The organism is Yokenella regensburgei ATCC 49455 (genome assembly GCF_000735455.1).
Lineage (GTDB): Bacteria > Pseudomonadota > Gammaproteobacteria > Enterobacterales > Enterobacteriaceae > Yokenella > Yokenella regensburgei.
Map to the genome: position 1 here is coordinate 166,192 of NZ_JMPS01000020.1, position 20,617 is coordinate 186,808.

Sequence of the window (20,617 nt, forward strand, 5' to 3'; positions counted from 1 at the left end):
CCGCGTGATTTCCCCTCACCCTAGCCCTCTCCCCGCGAGGGGAGAGGGAACTAAGGGACTTATTTCTTACCGGACAGCAGTGCCAGGACTTCATCGACGCTGGTGGTGCTGGCCAGGCGCTCAATCACCGATTCATCATCCAGCGCATTGGTCAGACTGGTAATGACCTGGATGTGTTCGTTATTGCGTGCGGCAATACCAATCACCAGGCGGGCGATGTCGTCAGGCTCTTCACCGAAGTGCACACCCTGCGGATACTGGCAGAAGACCACACCGGTTTTCAGCACACGGTCTTTAGCTTCAACCGTGCCGTGCGGTACCGCGATGGACTCGCCCAGGTAGGTCGGGGTCAGTTTTTCACGGTCCAGCATCGCTTCGACATATTCCGGCTCAACGTAGCCGCCTTTCACTAACTGCTCACCGGCAAAGCGGATGGCTTCTTCTTTGGTCGCCGCATGACGGCCGAGGAAGATGTTTTCTGCACCCAGTTTGAACAGGTGGCTGTTGTCCGCATCGAAGCTGTCTTTCAGGCTATCGCGAACCTTTTCTTCGTTGTCGGTATGGCGCTGTGCTGCTACCAGACGCTCGGTCAGATTGGTGTAAAGACCGCTGTCGAGGAAGTTGGTCAGCGAAATGTGCTGTGCCTGCGGAACCTGGCGCATAGCGCGCTCGGTCAGATCACGGTGGGTGATGACCAGGTCAACATCCGGCGGCAGGCTGTTAATGGCGCTATTGGTGACGGAGATGTTGGTAAGACCCGCATCCTGCACTTTCTTACGCAGCACACCGGCACCCATGGCGCTTGAACCCATACCGGCGTCACAGGCCACAATAATTTTGCGCACGTGGCTCAGATCGTTGGTGACGTCGCCTGCGGTCAGCGGAGATGCTGCACCTTTGGATTCCGCTTTCATGTCGTGCATACGGCGAGTCGCGGCTTCGATATCGTCGTCTTCTTTAACCTTGCTTGTTTTCAGCAGGATAGCGGAAACCACGAAGGAAACGGCCATCGCAGCAACAATCGCAGTGATGTTCGCGAAGTAGGCACCTTTCGGCGTCATCGCCAGAACGGCAAGGATAGAACCCGGAGAAGCCGGAGAAACCAGACCACCGTTCAGGATAGTCAGGGTGAACACGCCGGTCATACCGCCGAGGATAACGGCGAGGATCAGACGCGGGTTCATCAGCACGTACGGGAAGTAGATTTCGTGGATACCGCCCAGGAAGTGGATGATTGCTGCACCGCCTGCAGACTGCTTAGCACTACCGCGACCGAAGAACATGTACGCCAGCAGAACGCCCATCCCCGGACCCGGGTTGGCTTCAATCAGGAAGAAGATAGATTTGCCAAGTTCATGCGACTGCTGGATACCCAGCGGCGAGAAGATGCCGTGGTTGATGGCGTTGTTGAGGAACAGGATTTTTGCCGGTTCAACAAAGATGGACGCCAGCGGCAGCATGTCGTGTGCCACCATGAAGTTAACGCCCGCAGCCAGCGCCTTGGACAGCACCTCTACGGTTGGGCCGATGCCTTTGAACGCCAGCATAGCGAGGATCATACCGATGATGCCGGCGGAGAAGTTATTCACCAGCATTTCGAAACCGGATTTGATCTTACCGTCAACTGCCGCATCGAATTTCTTAATGCAGTAGCCGCCCAGCGGACCGGCGATCATCGCACCGAGGAACATCGGCATATCTGCACCGACGATAACACCCATTGTGGTGATAGCACCGACCACGCCACCGCGATCGCCACCCACCAGACGACCACCGGTGAAACCGATCAGCAGCGGCAGGAGGTAGGTGATCATCGGGCCGACCAGCTTCGCCAGCGTTTCGTTCGGCAACCACCCTGTTGGAATGAATAATGCGGTGATAATACCCCACGCGATAAACGCGCCGATATTTGGCATCACCATGTTGCTGAGGAATCGACCAAAGCTTTGCACTTTGATCTTGATATCGGATGACATAAAAAACACCCCTTCTTATGTTTGCTGACGCGCAGGCCGGAAGCCCGAGGTTTTTTTGTTAATGTGGCGGCAGAGGTAGCCGGACCCTGTTGATATGGCGAAATCTGGCACTGAATCGTTCAACTGTCCAGCTAGCGCCAATTAGTGTGATTTACATCACGTTAATATAGGGTGGTAAGGATAAGTTTGCGTGATCAGCATCACAAAAGTGTTGTATGAAAAGCCATCGCCAGTACAGATTTAGCGCAAATTGGCAATTTAATGTGATTGGTATCACGTTGTTGGTGTGTGTGTTTGTTATGAATGCGTGATGAATATCACAAAATATTTTCATCTGAATTTGAGCAGATGTGATCTGCGCCAGATTCTGGCACTGACATTTTACTTGCCAAAAAAAGCAACTTAAGACCAAAAAAAATATTTTTTTTGTGGTATGGCAAAAAACCTTAACAACAGTTATGTTCAAAACATCAGCCAGGGTGCATACGGCTGCCAGCATAAAAAAACTCTAAATAGCGTGAATACGAGGCAGGTATGTTTCTAAATTATTTCGCGTTGGGCGTGCTGATCTTCGTATTTTTGGTTCTGTTTTATGGGATCATCGCCATCCACGATATTCCCTACAACATGGCTAAGAAGCGCAACCATCCCCATGCCGATGCCATCCATACGGCGGGCTGGATTAGCCTGTTTACACTCCATGCCATTTGGCCGTTCTTGTGGATTTGGGCAACGCTCTACCAGCCTGAACGTGGCTGGGGCATGCAGTCACATGTCACTCCTACCGGAAAGGATCCAGACCCCGAGATTGCTGCACTGGCAGCGCGTATCAGCCAGTTGGAAAAAAGACTGGATCGGGAGAATAAAACCGATAACTCCACCTTTCCGGAGAATTAATCATGGATTTGTTGATTATCCTGACCTATGTGGCATTCGCCTGGGCCATCTTTAAAATATTCCGTATCCCGGTAAACCAATGGACGCTTGCTACCGCAACATTAGGGGGCGTGTTTATTGTTGCGGGACTTATCTTATTAATGAACTACAACCACCCGTACACCTTTTCTGCGCAGAAAGCGGTTATCTCGATCCCTATTACTCCGCAGGTGACAGGAATAGTGAGTGAGGTGACAGATAAACAAAACTCACTGATTAAGAAAGGTGAAGTGTTATTTAAATTAGATCCGACCCGCTATCAGGCGCGGGTCGATCGTCTGCAGGCCGACCTGGTGACGGCTATCCATAATACGGATGTATTGAGGGGACAACTGACCGAGGCTATCGCCAATACCCAACGGGTGGGTGCTGAACGTGACAGGCTGTACAAAGAGTACCAGCGTTATCTGCAGGGTAGCCGTGCCAAGGTTAACCCGTTCTCGGAAAGCGATATTGATAACGCCCGACAAAACTATCTGGCGCAGGATGCGATGGTGAAATCGTCGGTCGCGGAGCAGTCGCAGATTAAAAGCCAGCTCGACAGCATGGTCAACGGTGAGCAATCCCAAATTGTCAGCCTGCGTGCGCAGTTGACGGAAGCGCGTTACAACCTCGATCAGACGGTGATCCGCGCGCCGAGCAACGGCTATGCGACTCAGGTGCTGATCCGCCCGGGGACCTATGCCGCAGCACTGCCGCTGCGCCCGGTGATGGTGTTTATTCCGGAGCAAAAAAGACAGATTGTTGCGCAGTTCCGGCAAAACTCGCTGCTGCGTCTCAAGCCTGGTGATGAAGCTGAAGTGGTATTCAACGCCCTGCCAGGACAGGTTTTTGAAGGCAAGCTGACCACCATTCTTCCGGTAGTGCCTGGCGGCTCCTACCAGGCGCAGGGCTCGCTGCAGTCATTAACCGTGGTGCCCGGCACTGACGGCGTGCTGGCGCTGATTGAGCTTACACCAAACGAGGAGGTGGACGCGCTGCCGGACGGTATTTACGCCCAGGTGGCGGTCTATTCAGACCACTTTAGTCATGTTGCGGTGATGCGTAAAGTACTGCTGCGGATGACCAGCTGGATGCATTACCTGTATCTCGATCATTAATCTTTAATCAGGTTTTTACATTGCCTGCACCATACAAGGTTGTGCCCTACAATTGCACGCGTCCCGAAGGGCTGAGGTCATTTTTAAGCATGGCTGTGTTGCTCACGACTCATTTGGGTCCCCAAACTTCGCCGTTCGCGCCTTACCCTGCTTAAAAATGACTATCAGCGCCAAACGCGTGCAATTGTAGGGCGCAACCTATACCTTTGTGTATCTTCGTCGGTGACAAGGAGCAGGCAATGAAACTGATCGGCAGTTATACCAGTCCGTTTGTGCGCAAAATTTCGGTTCTCTTGCTGGAGAAAGGTATCCCCTTCGACTTCATCAACGAAATGCCCTACAACGCCGAAAACGGCGTGGCGCAATACAATCCCCTCGGCAAAGTGCCTGCTCTGTTAACCGACGACGGCGAGTGCTGGTATGACTCGCCGATTATCGCCCAGTATATTGAACTGTTAAACGTCGCCCCGACGATGGTCCCCGTTGAGCCAAAAGCAGCGCTGAAGATGCGCCAACTCGAGTCGCTTGCCGACGGCATTATGGATGCTGGGCTCGTCGCGGTTCGCGAACTGGCGCGCCCGGTGGCGCAGCAATCGCAGGATGAACAACTGCGCCAGCGGGAAAAGATTAGTCGCAGCCTCGACATGCTTGAGCATTACATCGCTGACGGCACGCTGAAGGCGGATGAGGTGAATCTTGCGACCATCGCGGTGGCCTGTGCGATTGGCTATCTCAACTTTCGCCGCATTGCCCCGGGCTGGTGCGCCACGCGCCCACACCTGGTCAAACTGGTCGAGACGCTGTTCCAGCGCGAAAGCTTTGCGCGCACAGAACCACCAAAGGCTTGATACCGGTTATGTCCGAGCGCGGCAACACGCAGTACAATTCCCCGCATGTCGTCACCCCTCTCCCGTCGGGAGGGGGCAACCCATAGCCAGGCCATTCCATGACAACCGAAAACCGTTCACTCTACAGCCAGCTTCCTGCCACCGATCGCCTGCTGCGCGATCCGACCTTTTCCTCGTTACTCGCTCGTTTCGGCCATAGCCGAATTGTCGACACGCTTCGCCTGATGCAGGACGAAGCCCGCGCGGCTATCCGCGATACGGGGGCGTTACCGCAGTGGTGTGAGGCCTGGGCACAGGAAGTTGCTGCTCGCCTGGAGCAGGATGAGCAAAGCGCGCTGCGACCGGTGTTTAACCTGACCGGCACGGTGCTGCATACCAACCTGGGACGCGCGCTACAGTCAGAGGCGGCGGTTGACGCGGTTGCGCAGGCGATGCGTTCGCCGGTGACGCTCGAATACAGTCTGGAAGGTGCTGGACGCGGTCATCGTGACCGGGCGCTGGCAGATTTGCTCTGTCGGCTGACCGGCGCAGAGGACGCCTGCATTGTGAACAACAATGCCGCTGCGGTGCTGCTGATGCTGGCGGCAACCGCTGCCGGCAAAGAGGTGGTGGTATCACGCGGCGAGCTGGTGGAGATTGGCGGCGCATTCCGTATTCCCGACGTGATGCGCCAGGCCGGTTGTGTATTGCGTGAAGTGGGCACCACCAACCGCACCCACGCCTGGGATTACCGCGACGCGGTGAACGAAGATACGGGCATGTTGCTGAAGGTGCATACCAGCAACTACAGCATTGAGGGATTTACTAAATCGGTGGATGAAGCTGAACTGGCGGCGCTTGGCCGGGAGCTGAATGTGCCGGTGATGGCCGATCTCGGTAGCGGTACGCTGGTGGATTTCAGCCAGTACGGGCTACCGAAAGAACCTATGCCGCAGGAAATGATAGCCGCAGGCGTGAGTCTGGTGAGTTTCTCCGGTGATAAGCTGCTGGGAGGACCGCAGGCCGGGATTATCGTCGGCAAGCGCGAGTGGATTGAGCGTCTGCAGCAGCACCCGCTAAAGCGTGCTCTGCGGGCAGACAAAATGACCCTGGCGGCGCTTGAAGCCACGCTGCGGCTCTATCTGCATCCGGAAACCCTGTGCCAGACGCTGCCAACGCTGCGTCTTCTGACGCGTTCTGAAGCGGATATTCGTCAGCAGGCCGAACGCCTGCAGCCGCAGCTTGCCGCGCGCTACCCGGAGTTTGAGGTTACTATCGCGTCCTGTTTGTCGCAGATTGGCAGCGGGGCGTTACCTGTTGACCGGCTGCCTGGTGTGGCTCTGACCTTTACCCCCCGCGACGGTCGCGGCGGTAGCCTGGAGGCGCTGGCCGCACGCTGGCGTGCGCTGCCGGTTCCTGTTATCGGTCGTACAGGTGAGGGTCGCCTGTGGCTGGATTTACGCTGCCTTGAAGATGAATTGCGTTTTCTGGAGATGCTACTGAAATGATTATTGCTACTGCCGGGCATGTTGACCACGGTAAAACGACGCTGCTGCAGGCGATAACCGGCGTGAATGCCGACCGCCTGCCGGAAGAAAAAACGCGCGGGATGACCATCGATCTTGGCTACGCCTACTGGCCACAGCCTGATGGCCGTGTGCTGGGTTTTATTGATGTTCCGGGTCATGAGAAGTTTCTCTCCAACATGCTGGCAGGTGTGGGCGGTATCGACCACGCGTTACTGGTGGTGGCCTGTGATGATGGCGTAATGGCGCAAACGCGTGAACATCTGGCGATTTTACAACTGACCGGTAATCCAACCCTGACGGTTGCACTAACGAAAGTTGACCGTGTTGAAGCCGCGCGCATCGATGAAGTACGCCAGGAAATTAGTGCGGTGCTGCAGGAGTTTGGCTTTACCAGCGCCACACTGTTTGAAACGGCGGCTACCGAAGGCCGTGGTATTGATGCACTGCGAGAACATCTCCTCCGGTTACCAGAGCGAGCGCATCCGGAACATCAGCGTTTCCGGCTGGCCATCGACCGGGCGTTCACCGTGAAAGGGGCAGGCCTGGTAGTGACCGGGACGGCGTTTTCCGGTGATGTGAAAACCGGCGATACGCTGTGGCTGACCGGGGTAGATACGCCGGTGCGAGTGCGTGGTATCCATGCGCAGAATCAGCCGGTAGAGCACGCCCACGGCGGGCAACGCATTGCCCTGAATATTAGCGGTGATGTGGAGAAAGAGGCGCTGACCCGCGGTGACTGGCTGCTGTCGCAAACGCCGCCGGAGGCTGCAGAACGCGTCATTGTTGAGCTGCAAACCCACCATCCGCTGAGCCAGTGGCAACCGCTGCACATTCACCACGCGGCAAGCCACATCACCGGTCGTGTTTCGCTGCTGGAGGGCAACCTGGCGGAGCTGGTGCTTGATAAGCCGCTGTGGCTTGCGGATAACGACCGTCTGGTGCTGCGCGACGTCTCTGCCCGTACAACCCTTGCCGGGGCCAGAGTGGTGACACTGCATTCGCCAAAACGTGGCAAACGTAAACCTGAATATCTGCAATGGTTGCACGCGCTGGCCGCTGTGAAGGACGATGCCGAAGCGCTGGACGTTCATCTGCAGCGTGATGCGGTGAAGCTGGCGACGTTCGGCTGGGCACGCCAGCTTAACGATACGGGTCTGCAGGCGCTTCTGGGGAAACCGGGTTTCATTCAGGCCAGCGGTAGCCTGCTTGATGCACCGCTGGCTGCGGGCTGGCAGCGTAAACTCCTCGATGCGCTGTCGCGCTATCACGAACAGCATCGTGACGAGCCGGGGCCGGGGCGTGAACGTCTGCGGCGCATTGCGTTACCGATGGAAGATGAAGCACTGGTGCTGACGCTGATTGAACAGATGCGTGACGGCGGTACCATTCAAAGTCATCACGGCTGGTTGCACCTGCCGGATCATAAAGCCGGATTTACCGATGAGCAGCAGACTATCTGGCTGAAAGCAGAACCGCTGTTTGGCGACGAACCCTGGTGGGTGCGTGACCTGGCACGAGAAACGGGCACCGATGAGCAGGTGATGCGTGGCGTACTGCGGCAGGCGGCACAGCAGGGGATGATTACGGCGATCGTGAAAGATCGTTATTACCGTAACGATCGTATCGTAACTTTCGCGAAGATGATCCGTGAGCTGGATCTGGCTCGTGGCTCCACCTGTGCGGCAGACTTTCGCGATACCTTAAACGTCGGGCGCAAACTGGCGATTCAAATTCTCGAATATTTCGATCGTATTGGTTTTACGCGGCGTCGCGGAAACGATCATTTATTACGCGATGCATTATTATTTCCTGAAATAAGCGATCAAGAATAATAGACCAAATACTACCAAATGGTTATTTTTGTTAGTTAATATTTCTCCCCGCAGGATTTAAATTTTTAACCTGCGGGGAAGGTCGCAAAAAAATAGTTTATCCCTGTTGTTGGTAATGTCTTTTTCGTAAGCTCGATGGTCGTTGATCGCAATTAAGGAACGACCATGACAACATCCGTATTTTATATCCCTTCAGTGAATATTATTGGCGCAGATTCATTAACCAGCGCAATTGATACCGTACGTGAACACGGCTGGCGCCGGGCGCTGATTGTCACTGATACCATGCTGAACAAGCTAGGAATGGCTGGCCAGATCCAAAAATCGCTGGCTGAGCGCGATATATTCAGCGTTATTTATGATGGTACACATCCTAATCCGACAACCGCAAACGTGGCGGCAGGGCTGGAATTATTAAAAGAAAATCAGTGCGATTGCGTTATTTCTCTCGGCGGCGGTTCACCGCATGACTGTGCGAAAGGCATTGCGTTGGTTGCAGCAAACGGTGGCGAAATTCGTGATTATGAAGGCGTAGATCGCTCGGAAAAACCGCAGTTACCGATGATTGCGATTAATACCACCGCCGGTACCGCATCTGAAATGACGCGTTTTTGCATTATCACCGACGAATCACGACATATTAAAATGGCGATCGTGGATAAACACGTCACGCCAGTGTTATCCGTTAACGATCCTACATTAATGATGGGCATGCCGAAATCGCTCACCGCAGCGACCGGTATGGATGCGCTCACCCACGCTATTGAAGCCTATGTGTCTACCGCCGCTACGCCAATCACTGATGCCTGCGCGCTGAAAGCAATGACCATGATAGCGGAACACCTTCCCCACGCGGTGGAAGATGGCAGCAACATGGCGGCACGTGAAGCCATGGCTTATGCCCAGTTCCTGGCCGGTATGGCCTTCAATAACGCTTCTTTAGGTTATGTTCATGCGATGGCGCATCAGCTGGGTGGTTTCTACGATCTGCCGCACGGCGTGTGCAACGCGGTGCTGTTGCCTCATGTCCAGCAGTTCAACAGCAAGGTTGCCGCTGCTCGTCTGCGTGACTGCGCACAGGCGATGGGCGTCGATGTCAGCCGCATGAACGCACAGCAGGGGGCAGAGGCCTGCATCGCAGAGATTCGTAGCCTGGCACAGGAGGTCAATATCCCGGCAGGACTACGCGCGCTGAATGTGAAAGAAGAAGACTTCCCGGTGCTTGCTACTAACGCGCTGAACGATGCCTGTGGCCTGACTAACCCTGTCACCGCCACTCATGAAGAGATTATGGCTATCTATCGCGCCGCCATGTAATCCGTGACAGCGGTCGTAAAGTCGTGACCGGCTGGCGAAGAACTCGCCAGCCACGACTAACCTTACTGGACATTCACGGTAAGGAGGCAGCCATGACGAACAACCCGCACACAGCAAATATCCAGCCAGGTGAATACGGTTACCCGCTTAAATTAAAACCCCGCTATAACAACTTTATTGGTGGTGAATGGGTCGCTCCGGTCAACGGGGAGTACTTCAAAAACCTGACGCCAGTGACGGGCCAGGTACTGTGTGAAGTGGCCTCCTCTGGTAAACAGGATATTGAGCTGGCGCTGGATGCAGCGCATAAAGCAAAAGATAAATGGGCACATACCTCAGTGCAGGATCGTGCGGCGGTGTTGCTGAAAATTGCCGACCGCATGGAGCAGAACCTGGAGCTGTTGGCCACGGCTGAAACCTGGGACAACGGCAAACCGATTCGTGAAACCATGGGTGCCGACGTACCGCTCGCTATCGATCATTTCCGCTATTTTGCTTCCTGTATCCGCGCTCAGGAAGGCGGTATCAGCGAGGTGGACAGCGACACTGTTGCCTATCATTTCCATGAGCCGCTGGGCGTGGTGGGGCAAATCATCCCGTGGAACTTCCCCCTGCTGATGGCAAGCTGGAAAATGGCCCCGGCGCTGGCCGCGGGGAACTGCATTGTGCTGAAACCAGCGCGCCTGACACCGCTCTCAATCCTGCTGTTGATGGAGATTGTCGGCGATCTGCTGCCGCCTGGCGTGCTCAACGTGGTAAACGGTGCCGGCGGTGAGATTGGCGAACATCTGGCAACCTCTAAGCGCATTGCCAAGGTGGCGTTTACCGGTTCGACGGAGGTCGGCCAGCAGATCATGCAGTACGCCACCCAGAATATTATTCCGGTAACGCTCGAACTGGGCGGTAAATCACCGAACATCTTTTTTGCCGATGTGATGGATGAAGAAGATGCCTATTTCGATAAGGCGCTGGAAGGTTTTGCGCTGTTCGCCTTCAACCAGGGCGAGGTGTGTACCTGCCCAAGCCGCGCGCTGGTGCAGGAGTCTATCTACGAGCGCTTTATGGAGCGTGCTATTCGTCGGGTAGAGAGCATTCGTAGCGGTAACCCGCTGGATAAAATCACGCAGATGGGGGCGCAGGTCTCACATGGCCAGCTCGACACCATCCTCAACTATATCGATATCGGCAAGAAAGAAGGGGCGGATATCCTCACCGGCGGACGCCGCCGCCGCCTGGAGGGTGACCTGAAAGAGGGGTATTACCTCGAACCAACTATTCTCTTTGGCAACAACAATATGCGGGTTTTCCAGGAGGAAATCTTTGGCCCGGTGCTGGCGGTGACCACCTTCAAAACTATGGAGGAAGCGCTGGAGCTTGCCAACGATACCCAGTACGGACTCGGTGCTGGCGTCTGGAGCCGCAATGGCAATCTGGCTTATAAAATGGGCCGGGGGATTCAGGCGGGGCGCGTATGGACTAACTGTTATCACGCGTACCCGGCGCATGCCGCATTTGGCGGCTACAAGCAGTCAGGTATTGGCCGTGAGACCCACAAGATGATGCTGGAGCACTACCAGCAAACCAAATGTCTGCTGGTCAGTTACTCCGATAAGCCGCTGGGCTTATTCTGACGAGGAACAGCAAGCGCCCTCGTGGATAAGGGCGCTTGCGTATATCTTGCAGGCTCGATCGTAGTTATTCATGAGAGTTGCAGATTGGCATATTTTTCCCTGCGTACCGCATTCCTTTTCCTGACTTTTGAGGCTGAAAACCTCCATTGCTCACGCTAATGTGATGAGTATCTTCACTGTGCAATGTGTATGGTGTGTATAATCATGGAAGGCGGGGAATGTGACCAGTGCGGATGTCATCACCATTCTGAAAAAACAGGGCTGGATTCAGAAAAGAGTGAAAGGAAGCCACCATCAGTTTTGTCATCCCAATCTTCCTGGGCTCGTTACTGTCCCGCATCCCCGCAAAGACATAAAACCAGGCACTCTGGCGCAAATCTGGCGGCAAGCCGGAATTAAACCATCACGTGAGGAGTAATCATGTTTTATCCGGCTTACATTCATGCAGACCCAGACGGTAGTGCAAGTGGTTTTTTCCCCGATGTCCCGGGGTGTTATTTTGCCGGGGATACGCTGGATGAGGCATTTCAGGACGCAAAGAGCGCACTGGTAGCGCATTTTGAGCTGCTGTATGAAATGGAGGACGCGTTACCTGGACCGGGAGTGGTCGAAAAGCATCTGGAGACGCATCCGGAAGATTTCAGCGGTGGGCAATGGCTGCTGGTGGATATTAATATGAGCCAGTTCGACGGTCGTGCTGAGCGTATCAACATCACAATACCGCGACGTCTGCTCGTAAAAATTGATAGCTTCGTCAGCGAGCATTCTGACTTCGCTAATCGAAGTGCTTTTCTTGCTGAGGCAGCACGACGGGTGCTGCCTGGCTAGTTCATTACCCCTCATTCACCCAGACACGCATCTCACCTTCGCCGCGGTTTGCCCAACTGAACCACGGGATAAAGGTTAGCGTGTGGGGCTGAGATTCTGCGGGGGCGTGGTCGTACTGCCACAGCGGCTGAGTTTCAGCGGAGCGAGCCGTACGTTTCACACCGTCGGCCTGAATCAGCACCTGATGCGCCAGAACGCCTCTGCCTTCGAGCAGGCGGAAGGTGGCATCTTTGGGTAGCCACAGGTTATGGAGTTCTTCCCCGTTGTCAGCCTGCTCCAGGCAGTAGACCAGCGGTCCACGCTGTATGGCGATTTTTCCTGCGGCGTGGCGCATTAGTGGATTGGCGTAAACGCGGCGCACCGGCATGGGCAGCGTCAACAGGAGCTTGTCGCCCTCCTGCCAGTCGCGGGTGATGTGCAGATAACCTTTTCGCGGCAGCAGCGGGATTTCTTCACCATTCAGCATGACCTGTACGTTGACACACCAGTCGGGGATACGCAGAGCCAGAGTGTGGTTAACCGTATCGGGTGACTCCACGGTAATGCTGACCTGCTCCTGCCACGGATAATCACCGCTGATATGTAAACGAAGCGCATGGCCAGCGACCGGGATCTCCACGCTGTTGCCAATGTAGAGGTTGATGTACAGCGCCTCGTCGCGTGAGGTGTAGAGGTAATGACCAAGTGAAGTGAGCACGCGGGCGATGTTGGGCGGGCAGCAGGCGCAGCCAAACCAGCGCTGGCGCACGGGCTTGATGTGGTCATAGATGTGGTTAAATTTCAGCGAGTTGGGATGCACTTCCAGGGGATTTACGTAGAAGAAGTGCTTGCCGTCGAGCGCCATGCCGCCGAGCACGGTGTTGTACAACGCGCGCTCCATGACGTCGGCATAGCGGCTGTCGGCCTCCATCTCCAGCATCCGGCGGGCAAACATCATCAGGCCAATCGAGGCACAGCTTTCTGCATACACCGTATCGTTTGGTAGATCGTAATCACTACTAAAGGCCTCGCCGCTGCTCTGTGAGCCGATGCCTCCGGTGATGTACAGCTGCCGAGATGCCATGTTGTCCCACAGGCGCAGGCAATTCTGGCGCTTCTGCTCATCCTGGCTCAGGCGGGCAAGGTGCGCCACGCCGGTCATCAGATAGACGAAGCGCACCGCGTGGCCGATGGCCGTTTGCTGTTCGGCAAGCGGTAAGTGCGCCTGGCTGTAAGCCTTATCTTTGACCATCCACGCCGGGCCATAGTTATGCCACCAGGAGGTTTTGCCGCGTTTTTCATATTCAATATCGTAAAAATGTGGCTGAGTTCCCCGCTGTTCGACGAAGTACTTCACAAGGTGCATATAGCGCGACTCGCGGGTTACTTCGTATAAGCGCATCAGCGCCAGCTCAATTTCCGGATGCCCCGGATAGCCGTGAAGCTGATGTTCAGCGGGGCCGAAAGTGCGGTCGATGTGGTCCGCCAGGCGACAGACCACGTCCAACAGCCGGCGCTTTCCGGTGGCCTGGAAGAAGGCTACGCCTGCTTCAATCATGTGTCCGGCGCAGTACAACTCGTGACATTCAGCCAGGTTAGTCCAGCGTTTTTCCGGCGCTTTCACCGTAAACCAGGTGTTCAGGTAACCATCATCGCACTGGGCGGCCGCGACCAGCGCAATGACCTCATCGGCGGTTTTCTCAAGCTCTGGATCCGGCTTTTGGCACAGGGACCAGGCCACTGCCTCCAGCCACTTCGCGACGTCGCTGTCCTGAAAAATCATGCCGAAAAATTCGCCTTCCTGCAGCCCGGCAGCAATACGGAAATTGGCTATCGCATGGCTCGGGTCAGCCTCCGGAATGCGGTCATTGAGGGCGTCCCACTGATAGGGAATAACAATGTCCCGAACCAGCTGCTGGTACTTACCCAGGAAAGGATCGCTGACGCTGAGTTTATGCAGATTCACTTCCACCACGGACATAAGGTTCTCCTTAAGACTGAACATGACGCTGGCGCAAATCGTTCGCCATACGCGCCATCATTGGGTTATTGAGCTTGCAGGCGCGTATTGTGAAGGCCAGCAGCAGGTGGAACAGGGCGGGTAGCAGGGTTTCCATCATGGTGATCCCCTGCAACGATGACGGGGTCTGGTTCCCGGCTCCGGGCTGATAAGCCACGAAGATAAACACCAGACTGATGATGCCAGCGCTGGAGGCCCATGCGAGCTTGATGCAAAACAGGTTGAAGGCGAAGTTCATTCCCGAGGAACGCACGCCGGTTTTCCATTCGCCGTAGTCATCGGCAAAGGCCATCAGGGAGAAATGCAGCGGCAGCGTGAACCCAAGGATAATGCCATTGCCGAGGATCACCACAAGCCACAGGGTTTGCCAGGCGGGACCGGTGGGCAGGCACCACATCCCGACGGCGAGCAGTGCCAGTACCAGGTTGGTGTAGTAATAGAGCCTGACGGTGTCGAAACGGCGCGATAGTGGATTGACGAGGACCGAACCCAGAATAGCGGCTAAAGTGACCATCGTGAAAAAAAGCGAGGTGTAGGCGGTACTGCCCTCCAGCACATAGGTGATGAAGTACATGTAGCCCCCGCCGCGAATGTTAAATACGTTGATGAGCAAAAAAGACATGACCAGCATCAGCAGCAACTGGTCATTCTTGCGCAGCCCGGAGAGGTGTTCGCGCAGAGTGAATTTCCCCATCATCGCCAGCGGGACACGTTCACGGACCCAGAAAAAGCAGCACAGGAACATCACCACCGCCACGGCGCACAGAACCCCTACGCCAAGCTGGTAGCCCCGTGCCGCATCACCCTGGCCCAGCTCAGCAACCAGCCATGGCAGGCCGACAGAGACCAAAAACCCCGCCACGCCGCAGAGAACAAATCGCCACGACTGGCAGGAAATCACTTCGCTATGGCGGGTGGTCATGGTGTTGATAAGCGCGCAGTAGGGGACGTTAATGGCGGTGTAGCCCACTGATAACAATAGATAAGTCGCGAAAGCCCAGGCAATTTTTACGCTCATGCTGGCTTCCGGTATGGTAAAGGTCAGCACGCCAATGACGCCGATGGGGAGTGCAGCCCATAGCTGCCAGGGGCGAAAGCGACCCCAGCAGCTTTGCGTGCGGTCCGCAATCACCCCCATGACGGGGTCAGAGATCGCGTCAAATACGCGAAGAGCGATAAACAAGGTGCCGACTAATGCAGGTGTCAGTCCAAAAATGTCGGTATAGAAAAAGGTCAGAAAATTCATGATAAGACAGGTGATGACGGTTCCCCCGGCATCGCCCAGCCCATAGCCAATTTTTTCCCGCACGGAAAGCCTGTCGGCGGAGGTCAGTGGCACCGGGCCCGTTGTGGCAATCGGTGTTGAAGTCATAGGGTACTCCTCACTTTGTAGGGTGGGATTTTCTTATTTGTGTTGTGTACCCGAATAATTCTGCCTGGAATAACGAAGGCAACAAGGGAAGGGAAAAGTATAAAAAGATAACGATTCCGACCTGATGATAAATCTGTGAAGCCGATCGAGGGTTTTTAATAAATTTGATTAATAATCAAAGAGAAAGAACTGTTTTTCATCAATTATTAACGGGAATATACATATCCATGCTTGAATTATCCATAGCGCTTCCGCTTAGCGTACAAAACGGCGGATTGTTTATTTCCCGGGGAGTGGGAAGTCATCCGGCAAGGAAATTATCCTCCTGGGAATTAATTTATGTTGAGAAAGGGACGCTGACGCTACGCGAAGAAGAACAGACTTTTACGGTCAACGCCGGAGAAAGTTTGCTGCTCTGGCCCCACCGGCGGCATGTTGGGGTAGGGGAATTTCCGGATGATCTTAAGTTTTACTGGCTGCATTTTGAACTGACTGATAATTGCAGCGCGATGACGAATAAGCAGATGCCGATGCGGCTTCCACAGCATTTACGGGTCAACGATCCACAGTACGTCGTGTCGTTGTTTCGGCAATTTTTGCATGAGCAGGAGAATATTCATCGCAGTATCGCTCTGGATTTCATTTTATTACTTATACTGCAACAGATATCGGTATCGGCATTCAGCGATCCCCTCCGGGATGGGCGCGGTATGGCGCTGGCGTATCGGGCACAACAGATAATTCGTACACAGTATCATTTACCGTTGAGCACCTCCGGAATGGCGGCAGAATTACATTGCAATGCTGATTATCTTGGGCGTGTTTATCGCCGTGTATTTCGCCTGACGCTGACGGAAGCTATCCACCGTCAGCGGATCATCGCGGCAGAAAAGCAGCTCATTAGCAATTCTGCCTCACTAAAAGAGGTTGCTCTGTGCTGCGGGTTTAATGATGTTGGTTATTTTCGCCAGATATTCAAAAAACACACCGGAATGACGCCAGCCGGCTGGAAACGACGTTACTGCAAAGAACATATTAACTCCGGATAATGGGTGAGCATTCACGAGCTCGTAGAGTTATTGACTGTAATTTGCGATTAATAAGGCGTCTTGTCTTGAGTTGTTGGCGTAATCTAAATCAGCAGGATTTTATTACCAGTTTTATTGCAACTCAGATAGTTATCGTTAGTGGTTTGATTTTAGTCCAGATGATAGGCTGTTTTTATCTATCGGAAGCGCGAGTGATAGCGTTGTCACTCATCTATTGAAAATGAGTTTCAGCAAATTATAATAACGGATAAAAATTGTATGGATTACGAGCCGTAAATATTTCTCAATGCTCCTGGTCGGTTCAATTTTAAATGAGTATTTGACTATGGAATATTATCTGCACGGATTCATGATTGGCAAAGAGGTTCATGTCGATATTGCTAATAAACGGGCTTATCGGATTCCGGTTAGTAACTCTGACAAAACGGTAATGTTTGCCTCGGTTTTTTTAATAAAACGATGCTACGTCTATTTCTATATATGCTGATGCATGCCGATGAGCGCCATGTATCCAGGGATGAGCTGTTTTCGCACGTCTGGGAAGAGCATAATTTGAGTCCTTCCACCCAGCGCTTGTGGCAGGTTGTCAGCAATCTTAATAAAAAGCTGTCAGTACTTGGCCTGCCCGCCGATTTTATTCTTAGCACCAAAGGCTGTGGTTATTTTGTCAATCATCAGGGTGTCATTCCACTCTATTACCAGGCCACGGAACCGCCTCTCTCCATCGCCATGAGTTGAGATCTGGGGTGTGATGTCGCCACCGGATTTTTTTCCCCAGCACGTTTGTGGCTGGGGTTTTTTTATGTTTGAGCTTTAGCGCAGGTTATTAAAGTTCCACGTAAAGGTCAGGCTGTAACGCCAGTCCCTGTTATTGCTGTCGGATGGTACGTCGCCCACGGGGCGCGCCGCTTCAACTGTCACGGTGTAATGTTTGTTATCTCCCACCGTCACCCCCGTGGCGATAGAGCCTAAACGCTGATGCCGATAACCCGGCTGGTTGAACCATGTCTGTGCGGTGTCGGCCAGTACATAAGGCTGAACGGTTGCCAGCCACTGGCTCTCTTTACGCATGTGCAGATACCGTAGCTCTACCTGCCCGCCGTAGCCGTAATCGCCGGTCGCCTCGCCGTCCTGATAGCCGCGCCCATAGCGCTGAGCACCGAAGGAGACGCGCTCTGGCTCGGGTAAATCGTTATCGCTCCAGTCGCCTTCCCATGATGTCGACAGGCGTAATTTGTCGGTCATCATCCAGGCGGCATCCAGATTGCCTTTCCATAGCGTAAAACCGAGGTCGGTGCCCTGCGATGGGTTGGCGCTGGCACCCGCGCCATCAATCCCCTGACGCAGGGTTAATTTGCCGCTGACGCTCGCTTTATCAAAAGCCTGCAATCCGTTCATGCCCAGCTCCAGCGCCGGATAGCGCACACGTTGGTGCTGTGTATCGAGCTGGAATTTCTGATCCAGAATCTGGGCCTGCAGGGCATAGTCGTTGCGCTTGTCGGTGTAATCGATACCGCCGTTGACGCTGAACTGGCGCTTTTGCGTCAATAACACCGGGTAGTCAAAGCTCACCCCGCCGTTGTACTGGGTGGATTTCTGTTTGGCATCAACGGTGATGTTATTGGGCAGATACAACAGCGGCGTATAGTCACGCGGGTTTTCCTGGTAATAGCTGCCCTTGAGGTGCATGGCCAGTCCATCGTCATTGAGGAACTGCTGGTAGTTGAGGCCAACGTAGGTTTTGCGCGTGTCTTTATCGAGCGGAATCAGGGTCGCGAGCCCCAGCTGGTCGCCGTAGCTGGTCAGGTTGCTCAGCGTGCCGTTGACCAGTGCCAGGTTTTGTCCTTTGCGGGTATCCACCGTGGAGGAGAAATCCCAGATGTGCGGCTGCTCGCCCTGAACCTGCATCACGCCGGCGCCATAAATATTTTTTGGCAGTTGTGCGTTGGCGGTGACGGGCACGTCCGGCGTGCGGGTCATCAGCAGGCTGTTGCGATCGAATGTCGCCTGGGTCAGCGGTTTTTCCTGCATGATTTTTTCTGCCAGTCGCTGCAGGCGTGCGGCGATATTCGGGTTGTTGGTTTTGATGTCGGTATGAGCGATATACCCTTCAACCAGCACGATTTTTATCGTGCCATTATGGAAATTGTCGTCCGGAAGCCAGGCGTAGGAGAGCGGGTATCCATCTGCCCGGTAGCGGGCGGTAATATCGTTGACCAGCCCAATTATCGTTTTCAGTGGGACTGTTTTTTTAGCATATGGCCGGAAAGGTGCGAGCAACGACGGCAGGGAATAAACCGTACCGCCAACAAACTGGACGTGGTTAACCTGCACCGGCGTCTGCGGCGTCAATTTTGTTTCAGGTTTGCTGACGCTAACCTGAGTTCGTGGGGTGGGTGATACGCCCGGAGGCGCAATGCCGTTGGCCGCTTTTGCCGGATTATTATGATCGATAAGGGCAGGTAAGGTATCGGCGCGCGCCAGTGACAGTAACACGCAACTCGCCAGAGCAGAGTAAAGAGGGAATTTCATTATGCGATCCTTCGTATACTGGCCCGCCGGGGCGAGCTGCCATTGCTGTTAAGCGAAAAAAAGGTACCCCCCGAGGGGGGCACCGGAATTATTTTTTAGGATTTAACAACCCGCCAACCAGACTATTGACGCTGGAAAGAGGGTTAGTGGTGGTGGAGGATGAGCTGGTGGTGCCCGCACTTGCCGTTGCGCCAGCCGTCAGGGTGTTGACAGTGGTATTGACGTTAGCCACCAGGCCGTTGGCTGTGGTGTCTACAGCCGCTGATGCGGAAACGTTGCTACCGCTGGTGCCTGTACCACCGGTGGTGCTGGTGGGTTTATAAACCAGGGTGCCCGAGTCTGTGACGGTATGGCCGACATCCTGTACGGTCTGACCAACGCCGCTGAGGCCAGAATTACTACTGCTGATGTTTGAACCCACGCCGCTCACCGAGTTACCGACCTGCGTCAGCAAGCCATCAACCGGTTTACCAAGCCCGGTTGTCGCCCCTACGCTTTGGGTCAGTGTTTGGGTGCCGCCAAGAGTATTATTGAGCACACCAGTAGTTCCTGTTGTGAGCTTCGCAACATCAGGGCTTTGAACGACAGATGTGAGTCCGGTGCCTGTTCCACTGACAACCTCGCCCGCGCTATTCACTACGTTACCGACAACGCCGGTAACGCCGCCAACCGGAGTGTTAGCCGTACCGCTTGAGAGCCCGGTACCGACGCTTGAAACGGTATTACCGAGCGAAGTCACCGTCGTGGTGACGCCCTGGGCTGTGGTTCCCACGCCATTAGGGTTTGATGGATTACCAACGCCGGTCGTTACACCATTACCTGTGGTTTGCAGCGCATTACCGACACCGCTCACCGTCGTTGAAACGGTTGAAGTGACCGGGTTATTCGTTGGAACCTGGCTGCCTAAGCCATCCAGCGTACTACCAACGCTGCTGACGGTTTGTCCGGTATCGCTGAGCACATTATTCGCGGCCGAAGATGACCCGCTTCCGCTACCTGAACCGCTTCCTGATCCACTACCGGAACCGCCGCTTCCACTCCCGCTACCAGAGCCACCACTACCGGAGCCTGAGCCGCCGCTACCGGTTCCTGAACCTGAGCCAGAACCGCTACCATTGCTCCCGCTACTACCGCTCCCGCTGCCGCCGGAGCCGTTATCTGCTGTTGTGCCTCCACTACTGCCATCACTTCCCGATCCGGAACTTCCATTTGCTCCTGCTGTGGGATTATTTTTGGCTGTTGAATGAGAACCTCCGCCGCTTCCACTACAGGCGGAAAGGGAGAACGCAAGAAGTACCGCCACTGCGATAACGCTCAAGTGGCTTACGTTATTAGTAGCCATAACAATACTCCACGCAATAAAACGCCGGACGGCGTATTTATAATTGTAAGTGGAATTCGGAACTCTGCATCTGGTGCAGAAATGGGCAAAATGGAGATAAAAAATAAATTGCGCCGCTGGCTGGCAAGAAAAAATAACGAATAAATGAAAGGGTATAAAAACAGAGGCTTATGCCTGATTAATTCTTTAGTACTACTGAAGTTAATGGTGTTTTATTTTACAGTTGCTTAAATCTTGGCTTAAAAATAGGATTATTCCTGGTGTGAGGCGAAGCGGGAAATATATTCATGATATATCCAAAATAACCGCTAAGATCACAGAAAAATTAAGCCTTCCGATTGGAAGGC

18 protein-coding genes are annotated in these 20,617 nt (G+C 54.2%); 12 read left to right on the forward strand and 6 right to left on the reverse strand.

From position 1 onward, the window contains the following. Positions 1-59: 59 nt before the first annotated feature. Positions 60-1,976: a PTS mannitol transporter subunit IICBA gene (locus GYRE_RS05495; RefSeq protein WP_038253662.1), complete on the reverse strand. Its 1,917-nt coding sequence runs from the start codon at positions 1,974-1,976 to the stop codon at positions 60-62. Positions 1,977-2,510: 534 nt separating this feature from the next. Between GYRE_RS05495 and GYRE_RS05500 the strand changes: the two genes are divergently transcribed. The 9 genes from GYRE_RS05500 to GYRE_RS05535 all read left to right on the forward strand — a co-directional run bounded on the left by GYRE_RS05500 (position 2,511) and on the right by GYRE_RS05535 (position 11,976). Continuing rightward, entirely contained in the window at positions 2,511-2,873 is a 363-nt protein-coding gene (locus GYRE_RS05500; protein ID WP_006817738.1) for a DUF3302 domain-containing protein, read from the forward strand. Between the two features lie 2 nt (positions 2,874-2,875). Next, positions 2,876-4,012, forward strand: a complete 1,137-nt coding sequence (locus GYRE_RS05505) for an HlyD family secretion protein (RefSeq protein WP_038253664.1) — start codon at positions 2,876-2,878, stop codon at positions 4,010-4,012. A 239-nt stretch (positions 4,013-4,251) separates the two neighbouring features. Beyond that, the gene (locus tag GYRE_RS05510; RefSeq protein ID WP_038253666.1) at positions 4,252-4,860 is read left to right on the forward strand and encodes a glutathione S-transferase; all 609 of its coding nucleotides are present in this window, start codon (positions 4,252-4,254) and stop codon (positions 4,858-4,860) included. Between the two features lie 98 nt (positions 4,861-4,958). Next, positions 4,959-6,347: an L-seryl-tRNA(Sec) selenium transferase gene (gene selA / locus GYRE_RS05515; RefSeq protein ID WP_038253669.1), complete on the forward strand. Its 1,389-nt coding sequence runs from the start codon at positions 4,959-4,961 to the stop codon at positions 6,345-6,347. After that, on the forward strand, positions 6,344-8,200 hold the full coding sequence (selB, locus tag GYRE_RS05520) for a selenocysteine-specific translation elongation factor (RefSeq protein WP_038253672.1): 1,857 nt from the start codon (positions 6,344-6,346) through the stop codon (positions 8,198-8,200). The genes selA and selB overlap by 4 nt, the downstream gene beginning before the upstream one ends. A 165-nt stretch (positions 8,201-8,365) precedes the next feature. After that, entirely contained in the window at positions 8,366-9,517 is a 1,152-nt protein-coding gene (gene yiaY / locus GYRE_RS05525) for an L-threonine dehydrogenase (protein ID WP_038253673.1), read from the forward strand. 92 nt (positions 9,518-9,609) lie between these two features. Next, positions 9,610-11,148, forward strand: coding sequence for an acetaldehyde dehydrogenase ExaC (gene exaC, locus GYRE_RS05530; protein WP_006817732.1), 1,539 nt, complete (start codon positions 9,610-9,612; stop codon positions 11,146-11,148). Positions 11,149-11,368: 220 nt separating this feature from the next. Beyond that, a complete protein-coding gene (locus GYRE_RS23575) occupies positions 11,369-11,566 on the forward strand; it encodes a type II toxin-antitoxin system HicA family toxin (RefSeq protein ID WP_072009046.1) in 198 nt (65 codons plus the stop codon). A gap of 2 nt (positions 11,567-11,568) precedes the next feature. After that, entirely contained in the window at positions 11,569-11,976 is a 408-nt protein-coding gene (locus GYRE_RS05535) for a type II toxin-antitoxin system HicB family antitoxin (protein ID WP_038253675.1), read from the forward strand. Between the two features lie 4 nt (positions 11,977-11,980). On the opposite strand, the gene GYRE_RS05540 is transcribed toward GYRE_RS05535, so the two are convergent. Further along, the gene (locus GYRE_RS05540) at positions 11,981-13,936 is read right to left on the reverse strand and encodes a glycoside hydrolase family 127 protein (RefSeq protein ID WP_038253677.1); all 1,956 of its coding nucleotides are present in this window, start codon (positions 13,934-13,936) and stop codon (positions 11,981-11,983) included. A gap of 10 nt (positions 13,937-13,946) precedes the next feature. Next, a complete protein-coding gene (locus GYRE_RS05545) occupies positions 13,947-15,347 on the reverse strand; it encodes an MFS transporter (RefSeq protein WP_038253679.1) in 1,401 nt (466 codons plus the stop codon). Positions 15,348-15,574: 227 nt separating this feature from the next. Here GYRE_RS05545 and GYRE_RS05550 point away from each other — a divergent pair, with 227 nt between their 5' ends. Both GYRE_RS05550 and GYRE_RS05555 read left to right on the forward strand, forming a co-directional pair. Further along, on the forward strand, positions 15,575-16,396 hold the full coding sequence (locus GYRE_RS05550) for an AraC family transcriptional regulator (RefSeq protein WP_038253681.1): 822 nt from the start codon (positions 15,575-15,577) through the stop codon (positions 16,394-16,396). A 459-nt stretch (positions 16,397-16,855) separates the two neighbouring features. Continuing rightward, entirely contained in the window at positions 16,856-17,134 is a 279-nt protein-coding gene (locus GYRE_RS05555) for a winged helix-turn-helix domain-containing protein (protein ID WP_248782257.1), read from the forward strand. 75 nt (positions 17,135-17,209) lie between these two features. On the opposite strand, the gene GYRE_RS05560 is transcribed toward GYRE_RS05555, so the two are convergent. From GYRE_RS05560 to GYRE_RS24230, 3 genes are all read right to left on the reverse strand, one after another. Beyond that, positions 17,210-18,928, reverse strand: coding sequence for a ShlB/FhaC/HecB family hemolysin secretion/activation protein (locus GYRE_RS05560; protein ID WP_006817724.1), 1,719 nt, complete (start codon positions 18,926-18,928; stop codon positions 17,210-17,212). Between the two features lie 88 nt (positions 18,929-19,016). After that, positions 19,017-19,889, reverse strand: coding sequence for a collagen-like triple helix repeat-containing protein (locus GYRE_RS05565; RefSeq protein ID WP_038253826.1), 873 nt, complete (start codon positions 19,887-19,889; stop codon positions 19,017-19,019). Beyond that, the gene (locus GYRE_RS24230) at positions 19,832-20,137 is read right to left on the reverse strand and encodes a hypothetical protein (RefSeq protein ID WP_146748701.1); all 306 of its coding nucleotides are present in this window, start codon (positions 20,135-20,137) and stop codon (positions 19,832-19,834) included. The genes GYRE_RS05565 and GYRE_RS24230 overlap by 58 nt, the downstream gene beginning before the upstream one ends. A gap of 34 nt (positions 20,138-20,171) precedes the next feature. On the opposite strand from GYRE_RS24230, the gene GYRE_RS24450 reads away from it, so the two are divergent. Beyond that, positions 20,172-20,414, forward strand: a complete 243-nt coding sequence (locus GYRE_RS24450) for a hypothetical protein (RefSeq protein ID WP_146748702.1) — start codon at positions 20,172-20,174, stop codon at positions 20,412-20,414. The last annotated feature ends 203 nt before the right edge of the window (positions 20,415-20,617 follow it).